16 protein-coding genes and 2 pseudogenes are annotated in these 17,508 nt (G+C 54.2%); 13 read left to right on the forward strand and 5 right to left on the reverse strand.

Annotation, left to right across the window (positions count from 1 at the left end; translation table 11 throughout):
• The 3 genes and pseudogenes from prfB to A0129_RS13960 form a co-directional block, all read right to left on the reverse strand.
• Positions 1 to 842 (reverse strand): annotated as a pseudogene (prfB, locus tag A0129_RS13950) (peptide chain release factor 2); the annotation flags it as partial.
• A 52-nt stretch (positions 843 to 894) separates the two neighbouring features.
• Positions 895 to 2,562 carry a single-stranded-DNA-specific exonuclease RecJ gene (gene recJ / locus A0129_RS13955; RefSeq protein ID WP_291715952.1) on the reverse strand — a complete coding sequence of 556 codons (1,668 nt, stop codon included), beginning with the start codon at positions 2,560 to 2,562 and terminating at the stop codon, positions 895 to 897.
• 74 nt (positions 2,563 to 2,636) lie between these two features.
• The gene (locus A0129_RS13960; protein ID WP_291715933.1) at positions 2,637 to 3,842 is read right to left on the reverse strand and encodes a hypothetical protein; all 1,206 of its coding nucleotides are present in this window, start codon (positions 3,840 to 3,842) and stop codon (positions 2,637 to 2,639) included.
• A 73-nt stretch (positions 3,843 to 3,915) separates the two neighbouring features.
• On the opposite strand from A0129_RS13960, the gene A0129_RS13965 reads away from it, so the two are divergent.
• Genes A0129_RS13965 through A0129_RS15855 form a run of 3 tightly spaced genes read left to right on the forward strand, consistent with a single transcriptional unit; the run spans position 3,916 to position 5,852 of the window.
• On the forward strand, positions 3,916 to 5,169 hold the full coding sequence (locus tag A0129_RS13965; protein ID WP_291715953.1) for a lipoprotein-releasing ABC transporter permease subunit: 1,254 nt from the start codon (positions 3,916 to 3,918) through the stop codon (positions 5,167 to 5,169).
• Positions 5,162 to 5,563, forward strand: coding sequence for an ATP-binding cassette domain-containing protein (locus A0129_RS15850; protein ID WP_367189995.1), 402 nt, complete (start codon positions 5,162 to 5,164; stop codon positions 5,561 to 5,563). The genes A0129_RS13965 and A0129_RS15850 overlap by 8 nt, the downstream gene beginning before the upstream one ends.
• Positions 5,538 to 5,852, forward strand: coding sequence for an ATP-binding cassette domain-containing protein (locus A0129_RS15855; RefSeq protein WP_367189996.1), 315 nt, complete (start codon positions 5,538 to 5,540; stop codon positions 5,850 to 5,852). Before A0129_RS15850 ends, A0129_RS15855 begins: the two co-directional genes overlap by 26 nt.
• Before the next feature lie 9 nt (positions 5,853 to 5,861).
• Here A0129_RS15855 and A0129_RS13975 read toward each other — a convergent pair whose 3' ends face one another.
• Positions 5,862 to 6,419 (reverse strand): DUF2062 domain-containing protein, encoded by a 558-nt coding sequence (locus tag A0129_RS13975; RefSeq protein ID WP_291715935.1) that lies wholly within the window; start codon positions 6,417 to 6,419, stop codon positions 5,862 to 5,864.
• A 15-nt stretch (positions 6,420 to 6,434) separates the two neighbouring features.
• Here A0129_RS13975 and A0129_RS13980 point away from each other — a divergent pair.
• The 6 genes and pseudogenes from A0129_RS13980 to A0129_RS14005 all read left to right on the forward strand — a co-directional run bounded on the left by A0129_RS13980 (position 6,435) and on the right by A0129_RS14005 (position 12,138).
• A pseudogene (locus tag A0129_RS13980) lies at positions 6,435 to 7,221 on the forward strand (TatD family hydrolase).
• 90 nt (positions 7,222 to 7,311) lie between these two features.
• Entirely contained in the window at positions 7,312 to 8,073 is a 762-nt protein-coding gene (locus A0129_RS13985) for a hypothetical protein (RefSeq protein ID WP_291715937.1), read from the forward strand.
• 166 nt (positions 8,074 to 8,239) lie between these two features.
• Positions 8,240 to 8,623: a HigA family addiction module antitoxin gene (locus A0129_RS13990; protein ID WP_291715938.1), complete on the forward strand. Its 384-nt coding sequence runs from the start codon at positions 8,240 to 8,242 to the stop codon at positions 8,621 to 8,623.
• A 49-nt stretch (positions 8,624 to 8,672) separates the two neighbouring features.
• Positions 8,673 to 9,761: an ABC-three component system protein gene (locus tag A0129_RS13995; RefSeq protein WP_291715940.1), complete on the forward strand. Its 1,089-nt coding sequence runs from the start codon at positions 8,673 to 8,675 to the stop codon at positions 9,759 to 9,761.
• Entirely contained in the window at positions 9,758 to 10,249 is a 492-nt protein-coding gene (locus tag A0129_RS14000) for an ABC-three component system middle component 2 (protein ID WP_169150750.1), read from the forward strand. Before A0129_RS13995 ends, A0129_RS14000 begins: the two co-directional genes overlap by 4 nt.
• Entirely contained in the window at positions 10,249 to 12,138 is a 1,890-nt protein-coding gene (locus A0129_RS14005; RefSeq protein ID WP_291715942.1) for a hypothetical protein, read from the forward strand. Before A0129_RS14000 ends, A0129_RS14005 begins: the two co-directional genes overlap by 1 nt.
• A 954-nt stretch (positions 12,139 to 13,092) precedes the next feature.
• On the opposite strand, the gene A0129_RS15860 is transcribed toward A0129_RS14005, so the two are convergent.
• A complete protein-coding gene (locus A0129_RS15860) occupies positions 13,093 to 13,239 on the reverse strand; it encodes a hypothetical protein (RefSeq protein WP_367189999.1) in 147 nt (48 codons plus the stop codon).
• 503 nt (positions 13,240 to 13,742) lie between these two features.
• Between A0129_RS15860 and A0129_RS14010 the strand changes: the two genes are divergently transcribed.
• From A0129_RS14010 to A0129_RS14025, 4 genes are all read left to right on the forward strand, one after another.
• Positions 13,743 to 13,991, forward strand: coding sequence for a DUF6471 domain-containing protein (locus tag A0129_RS14010; protein ID WP_291715944.1), 249 nt, complete (start codon positions 13,743 to 13,745; stop codon positions 13,989 to 13,991).
• A gap of 89 nt (positions 13,992 to 14,080) precedes the next feature.
• A complete protein-coding gene (locus A0129_RS14015) occupies positions 14,081 to 15,592 on the forward strand; it encodes a putative Ig domain-containing protein (RefSeq protein WP_291715946.1) in 1,512 nt (503 codons plus the stop codon).
• Positions 15,593 to 16,046: 454 nt separating this feature from the next.
• Positions 16,047 to 17,009, forward strand: coding sequence for a hypothetical protein (locus A0129_RS14020; protein ID WP_291715948.1), 963 nt, complete (start codon positions 16,047 to 16,049; stop codon positions 17,007 to 17,009).
• Positions 17,010 to 17,079: 70 nt separating this feature from the next.
• Positions 17,080 to 17,508: winged helix-turn-helix transcriptional regulator (locus A0129_RS14025; RefSeq protein WP_291715950.1), on the forward strand; the 429-nt coding region annotated here is incomplete at its 3' end.

Below are 17,508 nucleotides of genomic sequence, written 5' to 3' on the forward strand. Positions count from 1 at the left end.
AACGGTCATTCTGACACTGCACCACAATGCCGGTTGGAATGTGGGTTAAGCGAACCGCAGAATCGGTTTTGTTAATGTGCTGGCCACCCGCACCGCTGGCACGGTAAGTGTCCGTGCGAACATCGGCCGGGTTGATTTCGATTTCAAAGGAATCGTCCACTTCCGGGTACACAAACAGCGATGCGAAAGAGGTGTGGCGACCACCGGAGGAATCGAAAGGTGATTTGCGAACCAGGCGGTGCACACCCGTTTCGGTGCGCAAATAGCCGAAAGCATATTCACCTTCCACTTTGACTGTGGCCGATTTGATACCTGCCACATCGCCGTCGGACTGTTCCATCACCTCCACTTTGAAGCCTTTGCGTTCGCAGTAACGCAGGTACTGGCGCAACAAAATGCTGGCCCAATCCTGGGCTTCCGTGCCTCCTGCACCTGCAGTGATGTCGATGAAACAATTGGATGGATCAGCCGGATTACTGAACATGCGGCGGAATTCCAGGTCGGCGATGATCTTTTCGTATTCGGCGACATCGCTTTCAATCGCCTCCAGCGTATCGAAGTCGCTTTCGGCTTGCGCCATTTCAACCAGTTCTTGAGCGTCGCTGATGTTGGCCTGCACGGTGTTCATGGTCACCACCACGCCATCCAGCATCTTTTTTTCTTTGCCCAACTCTTGCGCATGTTTGGGGTCGTTCCAAACGTTGGGGTCTTCCAGTTCGGCGTCAACTACCGTGAGTCGTTCGGCCTTGCGGTCGACGTCAAAGATACCTCCGCAACTGGCCAGCGCGGTCGGCAAGGTCAGTCAGGGCGTTGATGATGGCATTCAGGCGTTCGGCTTCCATGTTTCTCTAACAAATTCAATGTGCGTAACCCGATATTGTAACGCAAGCCGCCCTACAACACGTGCTCCACAATGATTTGCACCGCATCACCGCCTGTGAAGGTGTCTCGCTCAAACCGGTAGGCCAGTTTGACCCGGGTCGGCAACGCCTCTACGGCTCGCCAGCGCAAGGCCACAAAGGTTTTGCCATCGCGCTGCAAGGTGAATTTGCTGTGGGCATTCTTCAGCAAGCGGTGTTCAAGCACCTCAAACTCATCACAAAACAGGGGTGCCGGGAAGCCTTGCCCCCACACCTGGGTTTCCAGCAAGTCTGCAGCACTGGCGGCAATGTAGTCGGCAGGAATTGAACCGTCGGTTTCAACCACCTGTGTCAGCGCACTGGGGTCGCTTAAATCCAGAATGGCTTTGGCAAATTCAATTTTGAATTGATCGATGGCCTCTTCGGCGATTGTCAACCCAGCGGCCATGGCGTGGCCACCAAACTTGGGCATGCTGCCTTCGGGCAAACGCTTGCAGACCAAGTCCAATACATCTCTCAAATGCACGCCTTGCACAGACCGGCCACTGCCTTTCCAGAAGCCATCATCACCCGGTGCCAATGCAATGGTGGGGCGGTACAGTCGCTCCTTGATCCGGGAGGCCAAAATTCCGATTACTCCCTGATGCCAGGTGTTGTGCGCCACTACAATGCCCGCAGCGGGTTCATCCTGACTGATGAACTTTTCAATGTCTTCCAGCGCGTCGCGTTTCATGTCGGCTTCAATCCGCTTGCGCTCTTCGTTCATTTTGCCAAGCTGGGCGGCCAAAGCACTTGCCTCGCCGGCGTCGTCGGCCAACAAAGTGCGAATACCTATTGTCATGTCGGCAAGGCGGCCTGCCGCATTCAGGCGCGGGCCAAGGGCAAAACCCATGTCAGAGGCCGAGGCCTTGCGGGGGTCACGCCCGGCCTCATGAAACAAAGCCAACATGCCGGGCTGCGCGCGACCAGCACGTATGCGTTGCAAGCCGTGTGCAACCAAGCGGCGGTTGTTTGCATCAAGTTTGACCACGTCGGCCACGGTGCCCAAGGCAACCAAATCGAGCAGTGCATCAATGCGGGGTTGGCTTGCCGCATCAAACACTCCGCGCTCGCGCAACACTGCGCGGGTGGCAAGCAACACATAAAACATCACGCCCACACCGGCGATCGATTTGCTCGGAAATTCACAACCTGGCTGGTTGGGGTTCACAATCGCCAAGGCCTGCGGCAACTGGTCGCCGGGCAAGTGGTGGTCGGTCACGATTACACCGATACCCAACTCATTGGCCTCGTTCACGCCCTCCACACTGGCAATACCGTTGTCGACAGTCACCAACAGGTCTGGCTCAAACTCCTGAGCCGCCAACTGCACAATTTCAGGGCTTAGGCCGTAACCGTACTCGAAGCGATTGGGCACCAAAAAATCAATGTGGTATTTGGCCGCTTCTTCATCAGCACCCAGGCTTTGCAGCAGCATGCGCAAGCCGCGTACGCCCACTGCGGTGGCTGTAGCGCCGTCGCAATCGTAATCGCCCACCACAACAATGCGGGCACCGGCCTCCAGTGCGTCTGCAAGAATTTCTGCGGCCTGGTCAATGCCCTTGAGCTGAGAAGGTGGAATCAAATCAGCGAGCCTGGTTTCAGCTTCGGCTTGGGAATCTACACCCCGCGCGGCCATCAGGCGCGCGAGTAAAGGGTGCATGCCCTGGCTACGAAGCACCGCTTCAACTTGCGGGCGAGGGGTACGAACCCGGTGCTGAACGGTATTGGTACTCATCAACGTCCCTCCCATTCGGCCTGAATGCTGTCTTGGTCGCGCTGGCCCTGTTGCCACGCAGCCTGCAGGTCTTCCTCAGTGGGGCCTTCCTGCATTTCAGGCTCACCCAATACTGCCCAGTCCGGTCTGTTTTGCCAAAACTTGAATCGGTTCATCCAGTTGCTTTTCAAAGTTTTCCAGCCATGGTTGCCCAACAGCACCCAGTTGAAGGCCAAGCCTGCCATACGCATGGGTTGCAGCACCTCACTTTCAAGCAATTTGAAAACACCAATATCACCGCCCCAACCCTGGAAATTCACGCAGTACACATGGTCGGGTTTGGTCTGAAACTCCTCGGATCGAACGGGAGAATCAAGTGTGTTCAACAAACCCAACAACTGGGTCCAAAACACAAATCGGTTCACAACTTCGTCTGCGCCGTCAGTCATTTTGACTGCGTCAAACACACCGTCTTCAGAAACCGATTTCACGCGCGGCACGGCCAACTCGGTTTGCCACGCCTCACCTCCCCCCCAAAACCAAAGTGCATTCAGGGGCTTCAATCCCTTGGCTTCGCGGGCCTTGTTGAATTCGGCATTGTGCAACTCCACCTGCATATTCAGCCACATACGCCGCCAGTCGCTGCATTCCTGGTTCATGGGCAGGTAGTCAGTCAGGCGAATCCCCTGCACCGACCACGGCGACGCCTGTTCCATGGGCACAGGCGTCGGGTTGCTGAGCAGGCTGTGAAAACCCGCCGGGGTGTTCAATACCCAGCCGTGTTGTTCCAGCAGGGGTGTCACCACGCTCCAGAAGGCATCGAGGTCGGTTTGACCGAGCTGCAATACCTCGGGCGGCGTAAAACGCACACCATCGCGTTCAATTTCCAGGCAACCTACCGTGCCCCAAAACCGGGTGAAAGGGGCTATAACCGCGAGGCCACTATCAACCTGCGGCATTTGCAGCATGGCCCAGGCGGGGTACTGGTCGAACTTTGCTTGCGCTTGCGAATCCAAGTAGCGCAAAAGCCAGGCCTCAATTCGGTCCAATCCGTCAGCATGTTGGTATTCAGGCGCGGCGTTTCTGGCCATGGTTTGCAGCAAACCAGCCGGCAAACCACTGAAAGATTGAGCCTGCGCGGAGGCAGACAGGCGTTCAAGCGTCATCTCGGGCACAAGAATGTTGGGGACGAACACCCACAAAGGCGCATTGCTTGGTTTGGACACGGTTTTATTCACACTACAATGAGAGCGCTTTGAAACTTCAACAGCGCATTTGAACAATTCGGGACAATTTGTGATTAGTTTACCCTTTGATGTTGAAATTGCACTGCGCTATGTGCGCGGTGGCGGTCACAGAAGCCGTGACAAGTTCATTTCCTTTATCTCCGGATTGTCCATGGCCGGCATTGGGCTTGGAGTGGCAGCACTAATTGTGGTGTTGTCGGTAATGAATGGCTTTCAAAAAGAAGTTCGAGACCGCATGTTGTCGGTGATTGCGCACATCGAGGTACTGGCACCACAAGAGGGGTTTGACAACCCAGAAGCGCTGCTGGGTGCGATCAAGGCTGCCAACCCAAAAGTAATCGGTGCCGCTCCCTATGTGGCTGGCGAAAGCATGCTGGCGCATGGAGACCTGCTGCGCCCAGCCATCGTTCGCGGCATTGACCCCGCCCAAGAACAGGAAGTATCGGATTTCAAAGAAATCATTTCGGGTAGCCTGAGTAACCTGCAAGCTGGCGAATTTCGTGTGGTTTTGGGCATCGAGTTGGCCAAACAGATCGGGGTCAGCGTGGGCGACCGCATTACCTTGATTGCGCCTTCCGGCCAAATGACCCCCGCAGGCATGATTCCCCGCTTGAAGGCATTCGAAATTACCGCGTTGGTCAGCACTGGCCACTATGAATACGACAGCGGCCTGGTCTTGATGAACCTCGACGACGCTGCACGCTTTTATCGCAGCTTGGGCCCAACCGGTATTCGTGTGAAGTTAAATGACATGGATGCGGCCCCATTCGTGGCCAGAGATATTGAAAGTCAGTTACCACCCAGTGTGTGGGTCCGTGATTGGTCAGTGCAAAACCGCACTTGGTTTGCCGCAGTACAAACCGAAAAACGCATGATGTTTATTATTTTGACCCTGATTATTGCAGTGGCCGCATTTAACCTCGTGTCCATGCTGGTCATGACTGTAAAAGACAAACGCGGCGAAATTGCGATTTTGCGCACTTTGGGCGCCAGCCCCTTTGCCATTCAGCGAATTTTTATGTTGCAAGGTGCACTGGTTGGATGGATTGGTACATTCCTGGGCGTGACAGCAGGTTGGTTGCTGGCTATTAATTTGGGCACGATAGTGCCGGCTATTGAGCGTGCGCTCGGCATTGAATTTTTGCCAAAATCAATTTACTTCATCAGCCAATTGCCTTCCGACCCGCGTGCAAGCGATGTGGTCACCATCGTAACCGTGGCCTTGGTGCTCAGCGTGCTCAGCACCATTTACCCGAGCTGGCGTGCATCGCGCGCTGAACCTGCGGAGGCCTTGCGTTATGAGTAATGTAGTTCTGGAAACCAAAAACCTGAGCAAGGCATTCAAAGGCATCACCGCGAATGACCAGGCCACGCAAGTGATCAAAAACCTGAACTTTCAAGTACAGGCCGGTGAAACTGTGGCCATCGTGGGTGCCTCCGGTGCAGGAAAAAGTACCCTGCTGCATGTGCTGGGTGGTCTTGAAAAAGCGGACAGCGGCTCTGTGTTGTGGGCAGGTCAGGCCATCGAGCCATGGTCCGTTCGCAAACTGGGCATTGAACGCAACAAAACCCTGGGCTTTATTTACCAGTTTCACCACCTGCTGCCAGAATTTCATGCGCTGGACAATGTGGCCATGGCCCTTCGAATTGGCGGTGAAAACAAGCAAACCGCGCGTGAAAAAAAGTGCGGTGTTACTTAAACAATTTGGGCTTGAACACCGGCTTAACCACCGCCCTGCGGAATTGTCTGGCGGAGAACGCCAACGCGTGGCAATTGCGCGTGCCATGGTAACCAACCCGAAAGCGATTCTGGCCGATGAGCCCACAGGTAATTTGGACCAAGACACGGCAGACCAAGTGTTTGAAAGCCTGATTCACAGCAAGGCTGCCAACAAATCAGCCGTGATCATCGTGACCCATTCCATGGAACTGGCGCGCAAATGCAGCAAGGTGCTGAGGCTTGAAAAAGGTGAGTTAAAACCGGAATAGGCCTGAATCCTAACGCGTGGTGGGGAAACTCCGCTTTCGCCGCTGAACTACGGCAAAGCGTACGCCGATGTTCCAGGCCACGCGAACGCTGAAGTAACCCAAGACAGACAAGGTCACCATCAAAGCGGGCAAACCAACTGCAAGTGAAGGTCCCATGGACAACATCCAGTCCAACATCGCCTGGGTTGAATCACCCCAGGCAGACCAGTTCCAATCTGGAACCGGGTGTACAGTACCCTCGCCTATTTCACCCAATAGAAAATCGCCGTACGCCACAGCGAGAATATACAAAGGCACAATCGTGATGGGATTGGTGTACAAGGTGGTCGCAAAGGCCACTGGCAAATTGACTTTGGCCACCAGCACCCAAATTAGGGCGCCGAAAATTTGAAAGGGCCCTGGAATAAGTCCACAAAACAAACCGGCAGCGACCCCGCCCGCAATGCTTTTTCGATTCAACGCCCAAATATTGGGATGCCCCAGGAAGCGTTTGAATGGTCGCGCCCACACCAATTGATCAAAGTGATCAGGCGTTGGCAGGTACTTGCGAATTTTCCGACGAAACATGGCAAACTTTAAAGTATGTGGACCGACACGCACCTTCATCTTGATGCTTCTGAATACGACAGCGATCGCATCGCTGTGGTTCAACGTGCGCGAGAACTGAATGTTACCCGGTTTGTATTACCCGCCGTAGGCGCTTTCAATTTTGATGAAGTAAAAAGCCTTGCTCACAGCATCCCGGGTGCAGTGTATTGCCTGGGTATACACCCCATGTTTGTCGACAAAGCCAAAGAAGAAGACCTGCTGACTTTAAAGCAAAAAAATTCAGGCCTCAATCGACGATCCAAAATTCGCGGGTTTGGGAGAGATAGGACTTGATGGCTTTGTACATGGCTTGAACTGGGACAAACAGGTTCAATTTTTTCATGCGCAGCTCAAATTGGCCCGCGATTTCGATGTACCGGTGGTGATGCATGTTCGCAAAGCGCAAGACTCCGTTTTAAAAGGCCTTCGAATTTACAAACCACGCAGCGGTATTGCCCACGCATTCAATGGCAGCTTTCAGCAAGCGGATCATTTTCTGAACTTGAACATGTGTCTCGGATTTGGCGGTGCGAGCACTTTTACTCGAGCGCTTCAATTGCGCAGATTGGCGGCCGAGCTGCCCGAGAGTGCCATGGTGCTTGAAACTGACGGACCGGACATTGCGCCTGAATGGATTAACAAACAACGCAATGCGCCCGAACATTTGCCAAGAATTGCAGAAACAATCGCTGAACTGCGTCAGTCAAGCGTGGAAGTACTGTCCAGGCAAACACAACTGAACGCGCAACGTGTGTTGCCCGCCCTCGCCCTTCAAGGCTAACCAAAGCCATCACCCGATCGCGTTCATCATTGGTGAACTTGACCGCCTTGGTGCACGCTTGCGGGCTTGCCTCCACTCCGAAACCGCGTTGTGCCTTCTCTGCCGCTGTTCACCGCAGCCTACTTGCTTAGCCTTTTGCTGTTTCACAGCCAGGCCACGCTGCCTTGGATTTGGGGCATGGCCTTCGACACTTTCGGGGGAAAAAGCCTCATTTTATTCGCGTGGTCGGCAGTTATCCTGTTGTTGGGTATTCGGGGAGGCGTCAGTGAGCACGCCGCCGAAAAACTCAGCTGGTTTGTTATTGGTTTTACGATGGCACAGCTCTGTGCAGGCATTCAGACTGCTGCGCATCAACAAGCGCAAGTGCCCCTGGCCTGCAACAAGCAAACCATTCAATCTGAATTTCAGCTTCTTGAAAAAGCGTTTCGCGACAACAACGCACAAACCTGGTTGATCGAACACATGCCGCGAGACCATGCGGTTGCGACCAAATGCCTGGTCACGGGTGCGCGCTTGCAAACTTTTGTCGAAACGGCATCCACATATCGAGCACTTCAGCCAGGCGAGTATTTTCGGGCAACCGTTCGCATCAAATCGCCCAAGGCGCCTTTGCAACTGGTAGGTTTTGATGTTCATCGCCACTGGTTTGCCAACCGAATTGCGGGCACAGCTCAATTCAAAAGCAAGCTTGAACAACAGCCTGCACAAACCACATTGAACCCGCTGGTCTGGATGGAACGGGCACGCCTACAGATTGCAGGCACAATCGTCACTGCTTTACAAAGCCACCCTGAGCAAGCCTTGGTGCTGGCCATGGTGGTGGGTGATCAAGGCCTGATCAGCCCATGGTGAATGACAATAAAGTCCTGTTCTGACGGACCTTTGATTTCAAAGGATTTTTCGAAAATGCGAAAAAATCCATGCCATTAAAGTTCTGGTCCAGATTTGCACCTATGTTTCAGCGCATGACATTAAAGTTCTGGTCTGATCCGACCACCCCGCAGCGCCAGATGTACGTTTGACGTACATCGTCACAAATTGTAAGCTTGCAAATAATGCTGATTGCAAGAAACCAAAGTTCAGCTTGCACGGGACCTATGTGAATACTGCGGTTTGTCATCCGGGTGTGGTGCTAGCCCGGCAGCTTGAAGCCACAGGCGTTTCGCCGACTGAGTTGGCTCGTCAGCTTGATGTTCCGGCAAATCGATTCACTCAGATCATCAACGGAAAACGGCGGATTACCGGTGACTCAGCCTTGAGACTTGCTCATTGGTTCGGAACGGAACCAGCGTTCTGGCTGAATCTGCAAACCGAGTACGACTTGGAACTTGCCGAAACCGAAGTGGGAGCTGCGATTGGCTCGCTACCGAGGGGTCTGGCCCTCCGGGACCAAAGGAAATAAAAGTAACTGTGGGCAGTAAGGGGACGGATGACATGGTAGGGATTGTTGCATGACTGCGGATTGGCGCGAAATCGCCGTGCCAGCGGCATCGACGTCCGTCACCGCAGCGGTCGTTGCACAAGGACCAGTTATTCCACCACAGCAGCAGCTACTCCTGTACTCGCCTGATCAATGGGAAGACTTCGTTCAGGAGTGGGCTCACTACTGCCTGAAGAAACAATACAGCCAAGTTCAGCGCTTTACCGGTTCTGGCGATCGCGGTATCGATATCGCCGGTTTCACAGACGACAAGAAGCTGCAAGGAGTTTGGGACAACTATCAGTGCAAGCACTACGATAACGCGCTACGCCCGACTAATGTCTGGGTCGAAATCGGGAAGATGATTTGGTACTCGTACCAGAAAGAGTACACACCTCCTCGACGCTACTACTTTGTCGCACCCAAGGGCGCCGGCACATCCTTGACAGCTCTCTTGGCCGATGCGGCGAAGCTGCGCGAAGAGTTGATTGCCAACTGGGAGAAGTATGTTCAGAAAGCGATCACTAAATCGCAAGAGATACCGCTGGACGCGCCACTTCTTGCGTACGTGAACGCCTTTGACTTCTCGATTTTCGATGCAAAAACATCGATGCAGTTGGTGGCGGATCATCGAACTTCACCCGCTCATGCGGCGCGCTTTGGCGGAGGCTTAAAACCGCGTCCAGAAGCGGCCAAGCCGCCTGCGGCGATTGCCACTGAAGAAAGCAGATACGTCACCCATCTGCTTGGCGCCTATGCAGACCATCTCAAAAAACCTGTTGGCAGCCCAGATGATTTGGCTACGACCACGAGATTGAAAGATCACTTTCATCGCCAGCGAGAAGCGTTTTACCACGCTGAAGCACTGCGGTTGTTTGCTCGTGATTCGGTGCCTGTGGGTGTCTTCGAATCACTTCAGGAAGATATTTATGATGGCGTGGTTGATGTGCACGACGCCGGGCATCCTGATCGATATGTTCGAGTCTGCGCTGTGACCAAGGCAGCACGTGATCTTCAAATCACCGCAAATGCCCTAATTTCCTGCGTCAAGCCAAAGGACCGCGACGGCATCTGCCATCAGCTCGCAAATGAGGATCGCCTGAATTGGACCCAATCATGAAGCAATCTGGGCACCCCGCGACCTTCAATAGCCCCCTCGAGGCTGGCATGCGAGCAGTGGCACTACTGGGCGCATCGTTTCCGCAAACCTACGACTTACAACGGCTGGTGGCGTTCGACTTCCTCCTCGTCCACACCGGGGATGTTGGTGGGCCCGATAGCCTTCATCCGCCTACGCCGTATCGCTCGGCAGAGTTGCTGGTGCGGCGAAAGCTGGTGGAGGACGCGCTGCTATTGATGATGACGCGTGACCTTGTTCAAAGGGAGGTCACCCCAGACGGCATCAAGTACGGCGCAGGAGAAAACGCTGCAACGTTCTTGGCTTCATTATCTACGAACTATTTTTTGGCAATGAAAGAGCGCGCATCCTGGCTTGTCGAGACCTTCGGTCATCATTCAGATCAAGAGTTTCGCGCGGTGCTTCGCCAATTCTTCGATGACTGGGTTGAAGAGTTTCAAAGCATTGAACGCAGCATGGGAGGCGCGTGATGACCACGCCAATCAAAGGTTTCCGATTGCGCTTTCTCGGCTATTTCGGACCACAGAAAGAACCTGCCACGGTTACGTTTGGCCCAGGCTTGAATGTTCTCTATGGCGCATCGGATACCGGTAAATCCTTCATTGTAGAAACCGTCGACTTCATGTTGGGTGGAAAGCCACCTTTGCGTGAAATCACCGAGCGCCTTGGATATGACCGCATTCTTCTAGGGATTGAAACCCTAGCGGGAGAGCTGTTCACCATTCATCGCAGCACGGACGGTGGCAGTTTCATGCTGTATGAGGGTTTGCACGAGCAGCCGCCCGAGGGAGCCGTAGAGGCTAAAACCCTCTCAGAAATCCATAGCGACCGTAACGAGGCGAACCTTTCATCGTTCCTGCTTGAGCTGTCTGGTCTCTCTGGAAAACGGGTTCGGAAGAACGCGCGTGGTGAAACCAACAGCCTCAGCTTTCGAAATATTGCACGCCTGCTGATCGTCACTGAGACTGAGATTACCCAGCAGCGGTCGCCTTTGTTGGACGGGAATTACACAGCGGATACAGCGAACACCTCGACGTTCAAGCTCCTGTTGACGGGTGTTGACGATTCCGCGTTGGTGAGTACTGCCGCTCGCGAACCGGAAGAGTTATCGCGGGAGGCGCAGCTTCAACTCCTGGATCAGCTGTTAGATGACTACAAGGACCGACTCAAGGAAATAGCCAAGCATCCGAATGAGCTTGAAGCGCAGCTGAAGAAGATTGAGGACTCACTCAATCAGCATGCAGCGCAGTTGAATGCCACCGAAGCCTCGTTTCAGGAGAAGGCGGCGCGTCGTCGCGAATTGCGCAAAAAGCTAGAGGAAGGCCGAGACCGTCGAAGCGACATCGCCGGTTTGCTGGAAAGGTTCAGCCTTCTCGATCAGCATTACGCCTCTGATATCGAGAGGTTGCGAGCCATTGAAGAAGGCGGAACATTGTTCGGCGTCCTTGGTAAGGCCGCTTGCCCCTTGTGTGGGTCAGACCCAGCGCATCATCAAAATGGCGATGTTTGCGAAGGAAATACCGATGCTGTTGTTGAAGCGGCTAGGAAGGAGATCGGCAAGATCGAAATACTCCGCAGTGAGCTTGCTGTTACGGTTCGCGAGCTGACCCGCGAGGGCGCAAGCTTCGATCGCAGGATGCCAACGGTAGTGGAAGAGCTAGAGGAGTTGTCTGGTTCGGTTGATAGCCTGATAGTGCCGAAGCTTGCCAAGCTGAGAGCTTCATACTCGGAACTTAACGACAAGCGGGCACAGGTGCGCGAAGCATTGGGACTCTATGCGACGGTTCAGGACATGGAGCGCAGACGTGCTGATCTTGAAAAGGCTCAGGATGCTACCGCTAAGCCGCAGACCGTCACGAGCGCTGTCCCGACTGCGGCTGCTGATGCATTTGCTCAAAGTGTGGAAACCATTCTCACCCATTGGCACTTCCCAGAGGCTGGTCGAGTCCATTTTGACCCCAATACCCGCGACCTAGTCATTGCTGGCAAGCCAAGGGGAGCTCGCGGAAAAGGCCTACGGGCGATTACACATGCCGCCTTTACCCTTGGCCTGCTCGCCCATTGTCGAGCAAGCCGCACACCACATCCGGGGTTTGTCATTCTTGATTCACCGCTGCTCGCCTATCGTGAGCCTGACGGGACAGAGGATGATTTGCGCGGCACTGACCTGAAGGAGCAGTTCTACAGCTATTTGCAAGGTCTACCGGAGGACCGGCAGGTTGTTGTCGTAGAGAACACAGATCCTCCTGAGGCCATCAAGGCCCTTGAGCAAGTCGAGATGTTCAGCAAGAATCCGCACAGTGGACGGTATGGCTTGTTTCCTTACGTTCCGAGTTCGGAGGCGGATGACGAAGGATGACGCAAAGCCCAAGGAACCGGGCAGTACTGACTTCAGCCAACCCAGGCGGTTGCGACTAGCAGCGGCCTGGAAGCACATCAGCGGCTTCAGGCTTCCGTGGACACAGGACATCACCACACGATTAACCCTTTGAGCCTGTCATGAGCTTGCAGGGATACCCAGGTCAGTACTTGCAACTTAGTCGACAGGCTCAAATCGATAAGGAACATCATGCCGAGCCGCTAAACGAGCTAGCATCCCCGCTATCGGTGAGGACGGATAACTTACAAGCTCGACTTTTCGGCCGCGGATTGTCCGCATGGCCCATTCCCAGGCTTTTATCTCTAGGCTCAAACGCCTATTCAATTGCCGTTTGCGTTTCCTAGTATTCATACAACCTTCTGTTGATTTTGAGATGCGAAGAAACCAATGCTCACCATGAGAAATCCGACTCTGGGATGATAAGGCAACTGTGCATCAAAGCAACGAACTGGCTTCTGACTTGAAGTAATGATTGCAAGGCCCCCCAAAGACCCTCCGACAAGAGTCCTGCCAGGCTCTAGTTTTCAGACATAACAGGCAGTATTCGACTACTTTTCCGAAAAAACAATCGGTAAGCGACTACTTTTCAGACATTATTACCCAGCGATGCGGGGTAATCGAGTGGTTTTCAGACATCGAGGCCAGGTTTCCGCTGTGTAGGCGTCCTTGGTCGCGCTGCCCAAAGCTTCCAGTTCCGAGGCTGGGATGGGATCTGAGATGGGCGGAGTGACCCCCGGGCGGACAAAGAAAAGCCCGAAGATGCGAATCCAGGTGGAGGTCTCTGTGCGTCGCAACCGAAGGGCGTCAGCCCGAAGGCAGGGCTGTTGCTGCTTCGGGTTGGCTCCGTCCTTTGGACTCCGTCTGCGAGATGTTGATATTCTCACGTCTGATTCGCAGCCTGGGTGCCTAAATTTAGCGCGAGCCCTTGATTTCTCAGGGGGCTACGTCCACCGGTGTTGGCTTATCAGCCAAAGCAGCGTCATTGCCCAGCTGGCCTTGGCCGTCAGCCCCCCAGCACTTGAGCCCGCCCGCCGAGGTCTCCGCGCAGGTGTGGTAATACCCGGCTGAGACACTCGCCACGCCAGAAGTCAGTCCAAATACGTCTATCAATTACGGAACGCGACCACTCGGCCGCGATGAAGATGTCGTGTTCGACATCAGAAAAGAGGTGGTGAGCGCGACCGGTCTTGGAGCTCCAGACGCGACGAGAGCGCCCAGTGCTACTGAGATCGAAAACTTCAAGCCACGGGTTGTAAGCTGAGCCCGAGCCTTCCCCATATCCCGCTTTTTGGCGTTCTGCGATTTTCTTCTCGGTCCACTTAATCCGAGACATACTGGCCTCCTCATGACGTATGCTCAATGCGAGCCAGCGTGTATAAGAAAATCTGTGGGCCGGCTAATCGGTATTAACTGCTAGAAGTAAAGTAATAATCACGTATATAGAAAAATAATCCTTAGCAAACTTTAATCATCATTTATGATGAAAATACATCACTTATGGATTGTTGGCAACTATAGGGCTGCTTTCTCACTATAGGCGTGAGCTGTAGAATGACTTGGGTTCCTTCTAGTCACCTACATCAATGCTTACTTGGGAAGTTGAGGCTCGCCGTATACTCAGGGCGGAGCTTGCTCGCGCCGGCGTCGGATACAAGACTCTTGCTGTCCGGCTGGCTGTGCTCGGCATTGAAGAAAGTGAAGCCAACCTCTCCAACAAGATCGCACGCGGCAAATTCTCTTTTGTGTTCTTTTTGCAATGCATGAAGGCGATCGGGATCAAGTCTGTGGATATCGATACGAAAATCGACTCCGCTGTTCTCGAGAAGAAGTAGTCAGACGGTATGCCGTCGCGCTATTGACGGCGGCTCATTGCTAGTCGCCGGAGCTATACCTTAGACAGTACTGTCCCAAAGGTATGCTCATGTTCAAGAAAACCCTTCTCTCCCTCTCCTGTTCCATCGCACTTGGTGCCGTTGCAGCACCTGCGCTTGCATCTTCCAAGTTTTTCCTTGTAGTGCCGTTGAATGCGCAAGCCCAGGCGCAAGAGCCGGTGGAAGCCATCACGGTATCCCTGGCTGGCGCCGCACTGCCGAAGGCGACGGTCAATCAGACCTACAGCGAATCCTTGCGTAATTATCTGAGCGTGACGGGCGATGCAGCCTTCGATCCTGCGGCTGCAAGCTGGAGCCTGGCGGACGGCACCTTGCCGGCCGGGCTGGCGCTGGATGCGACCACGGGGGCTGTGGCTGGCACTCCGACGACCAAGACGACCTCGCCGGCGAGTTTCACCGTGCTGGCGTCCTATAAGGGCTCCGACGGTCAGGCGGTGTACACCATCGAAGTGGGTGGGGTGGTGCTGAACGTCCGTGAACTATCAGCAGGCCAAAAGCATACTTGCGCCATTACTGATGTTGGTGGCGTGAAGTGCTGGGGGGATAACACTTACGGACAGCTGGGAGACAACAGCACAGTCCAGCGCTTAACCCCTGTAGATGTGGCGGGCCTTGGGTCGGAAGTGGCTAGCATCGCCGCGGGTGGTTACAGCACCTGCGCAGTGACTACGTCGGGTTCCGCAAAGTGCTGGGGCCGCAACAATTATGGACAGCTGGGCATTAACAGCACGACGACTCAGAGCAATACGCCCGAGGATGTTATCGGCCTTGGGTCCGGGGTAGCGAGTATTTCTGTGGGGGAGTACCACGCCTGCGCGGTCATCACGCCCGGTGCTGCAAAATGCTGGGGTTATAATGTCCAGGGCCAGCTGGGCGACAACAGTAAAACCAGGCGCTTAAGCCCAGTAGATGTGGTAGGACTGGATTTCGGGGTGGAAAGCATTTCCGCTGGAAGCAACCATACTTGCGTGTTGATGACGTCGGGCGCCGCAAAGTGCTGGGGGTATAACTATTACGGTCAGTTGGGGGACAATAGCACCACGGCTCGATTGACGCCTGTAGCGGTCGTGGGCTTGACATCAGGAGTGGTTAATGTTGAGGCAGGCAGCTACCACACATGCGCAGTCATGACCTCAGGAGTGGCGAAGTGCTGGGGACTAAACACCTCTGGCCAGCTGGGGGATAACAGCACCGCCCAGCGGTTAACGCCCGTGGGTGTCGACGGTCTGGATTCCGGGGTGGCGACAATCGCTGCGGGCGCCCAGAATACCTGCGTGGTAACCATCTCCGGCGCGGCGAAATGCTGGGGGGAAAATGGAGCTGGCCAGCTTGGCAATAACAGCACCACCGATCGTTTGGTTCCGGTGGATGTGGTAGGTCTTGGATCCGGGGTATCAAGCATCTCTACAGGCTACAACCACACCTGCGCCACGACAACGTCTGGTGCGACAAAGTGCTGGGGGCAGAACAGCAATGGTCAACTGGGTGACAACAGCACAACCGACCGCAAGACCCCTGTCGACGTGCAAGACTTCCAGTAAGCATTAAGCATCCGCATCCAGGCGGCGAATTCAGCCCGCTAGCGGTTATCAACATCTCGCAGACGGAGTCCAAAGGACGGAGCCATTCCGAAGCAGCAACAGCCGCTTCGGGCTTTTTGCTTCTCACGGTGCGACGCCGTCTCCGGCTCTACGTAGGCCTCATCTCTTCTTCGCAGCAGGCTGTCTCATCAGCACCTGCACAATCGAGGGATTGGCTTGCTCCAGCTCCGACATGTCAATTCGCTCAGCTCGACCCAGATCCTCAATCACCTTTCCAGCTCACCCGATGAACCTGGATCTTCGCCCCGTCATTGGAGAAGTGGTACTCCGCAACCTATACAAGAATGGCGGCGGCACTCTCGCTGCCTTTCTTTTGGCTCGCAGCGTCGTAGGCATATTGTTTCATTTTTGAGGACACATTCGATCGTGACGCTGCTCTTCACGGAGCAGATCGGTGTCCTCAATCCCCCAAGCAGAAGTCGCTCAAAAACGACTTCACGGTCAGTTCTTTACGACGACCAACCCATTCAATGTTGATCCCTTCCATAAGTGGCTGAAAGCCATTCCGTGTTTGGAAGAGATGGTCCTGCTTGAGCCATTTGCAGGCGCGAACAATATCGTTTGCATGATCCAGGATCTCGGCTACAACAATCAATGGTCCTGCTTCGACATCCAGCCAGCTGGCGAGGAGTTGAATGCGTCCGGCGTATTGGTTCAGCAGCGCGACTCACTGCAAAACTATCCCCTTGGCTACCAAGTGGCGATAACCAATCCCCCATACCTCGCAAAGAACTCAGCGACGAGGCGAGGTCTTCCATTTTCCGGAGATAAGTACGACGATCTGTACAAGGTGTCTCTTGACACCATGCTCCAACATACGCCCTATGTCGCTGCAATCATTCCTGAGTCGTTTTTGACGCAAGGTCTTTTTCACAGCCGACTTCATGCCGTCATCTCTCTGACTTGCAAGATGTTTGAGGATACCGAGGTACCGGTCTGCCTTGCTCTATTTGTCCCTTCTGAAGAAAAAAGCGATCCAGCTGACTTCCAGATATTTGCGGAAAATCGGCTGCTGGGCACCTACAGCGATCTAAAAAAGCACATTGAGACCTTCGTCGGTTCTGGAATTCCATGGCGGTTCAATGACCCACATGGTCTGATCGGGCTACATGCAGTCGATAGCCAAAGCGGTCCATCGATCCGATTTGTTCTGGGGGCCGAGATCCCACCTTCGGACGTCAAGGAAAGTAGCCGAAGCATTACCCGAATTGGTGGAGACATTCCACCCAGCCAAGTGGTCAAGATTATTGCTGAGGCTAATCGCCTTTTGACCACGCGACGTGAAAAAACGAAAGACACCTTTATGACGGCCTTTAAAGGTGTTGAGTTGCATCCAAAATTGACCCACTTAGGGTAAAGATTTGCGTCGAAATTTGACCCACGTATGACACTGTTTCCCGTCTGGATATGGCGGGAGAAATCAAGGAGTGATAAACGTGGCGATATTGAGCGCAATTCGACGCTGGCATTTTCGCGATGGTGCGTCGATTCGGGAAATAGCCCGACGAAGTGGCCTGTCCAGGAACACCGTTCGCAAGTATTTGCAAAGCAAAGTGGTTGAACCGCAGTACCCAGCGCGAGACAGCGTTGGCAAGTTAAGTCCTTTCGAGCCCAAGTTGAAGCAGTGGCTCTCCACCGAGCACAAAAAACCGAAGAAGCTGCGCAGGAATCTGCGCAGCATGTACCGGGATTTGGTCGCCTTGGGATTTACCGGGTCTTATGACCGGGTGTGTGCCTTTGCCCGGCAGTGGAAAGATTCCGAGCAGTTCAAGGCGCAAACCTCGGGCAAGGGTTGTTTCATCCCCTTGCGCTTTGCCTGTGGCGAGGCCTTCCAATTTGATTGGAGCGAGGATTTC

The organism is Limnobacter sp. CACIAM 66H1, assembly GCF_001601825.1.
GTDB lineage: Bacteria > Pseudomonadota > Gammaproteobacteria > Burkholderiales > Burkholderiaceae_B > Limnobacter.

Coding starts and splice junctions, on each gene's coding strand:
- A0129_RS13975 (WP_291715935.1), bottom strand. CDS start 6,419: ATGTTTCGTCGGAAAATTCGCAAGTACCTGCCAACGCCTGATCACTTT.
- A0129_RS13995 (WP_291715940.1), top strand. CDS start 8,673: ATGACTGCGGATTGGCGCGAAATCGCCGTGCCAGCGGCATCGACGTCC.
- A0129_RS14015 (WP_291715946.1), top strand. CDS start 14,081: ATGTTCAAGAAAACCCTTCTCTCCCTCTCCTGTTCCATCGCACTTGGT.
- recJ (WP_291715952.1), bottom strand. CDS start 2,562: ATGCACCCTTTACTCGCGCGCCTGATGGCCGCGCGGGGTGTAGATTCC.
- A0129_RS14005 (WP_291715942.1), top strand. CDS start 10,249: ATGACCACGCCAATCAAAGGTTTCCGATTGCGCTTTCTCGGCTATTTC.
- A0129_RS14000 (WP_169150750.1), top strand. CDS start 9,758: ATGAAGCAATCTGGGCACCCCGCGACCTTCAATAGCCCCCTCGAGGCT.
- A0129_RS15850 (WP_367189995.1), top strand. CDS start 5,162: ATGAGTAATGTAGTTCTGGAAACCAAAAACCTGAGCAAGGCATTCAAA.
- A0129_RS14010 (WP_291715944.1), top strand. CDS start 13,743: ATGCTTACTTGGGAAGTTGAGGCTCGCCGTATACTCAGGGCGGAGCTT.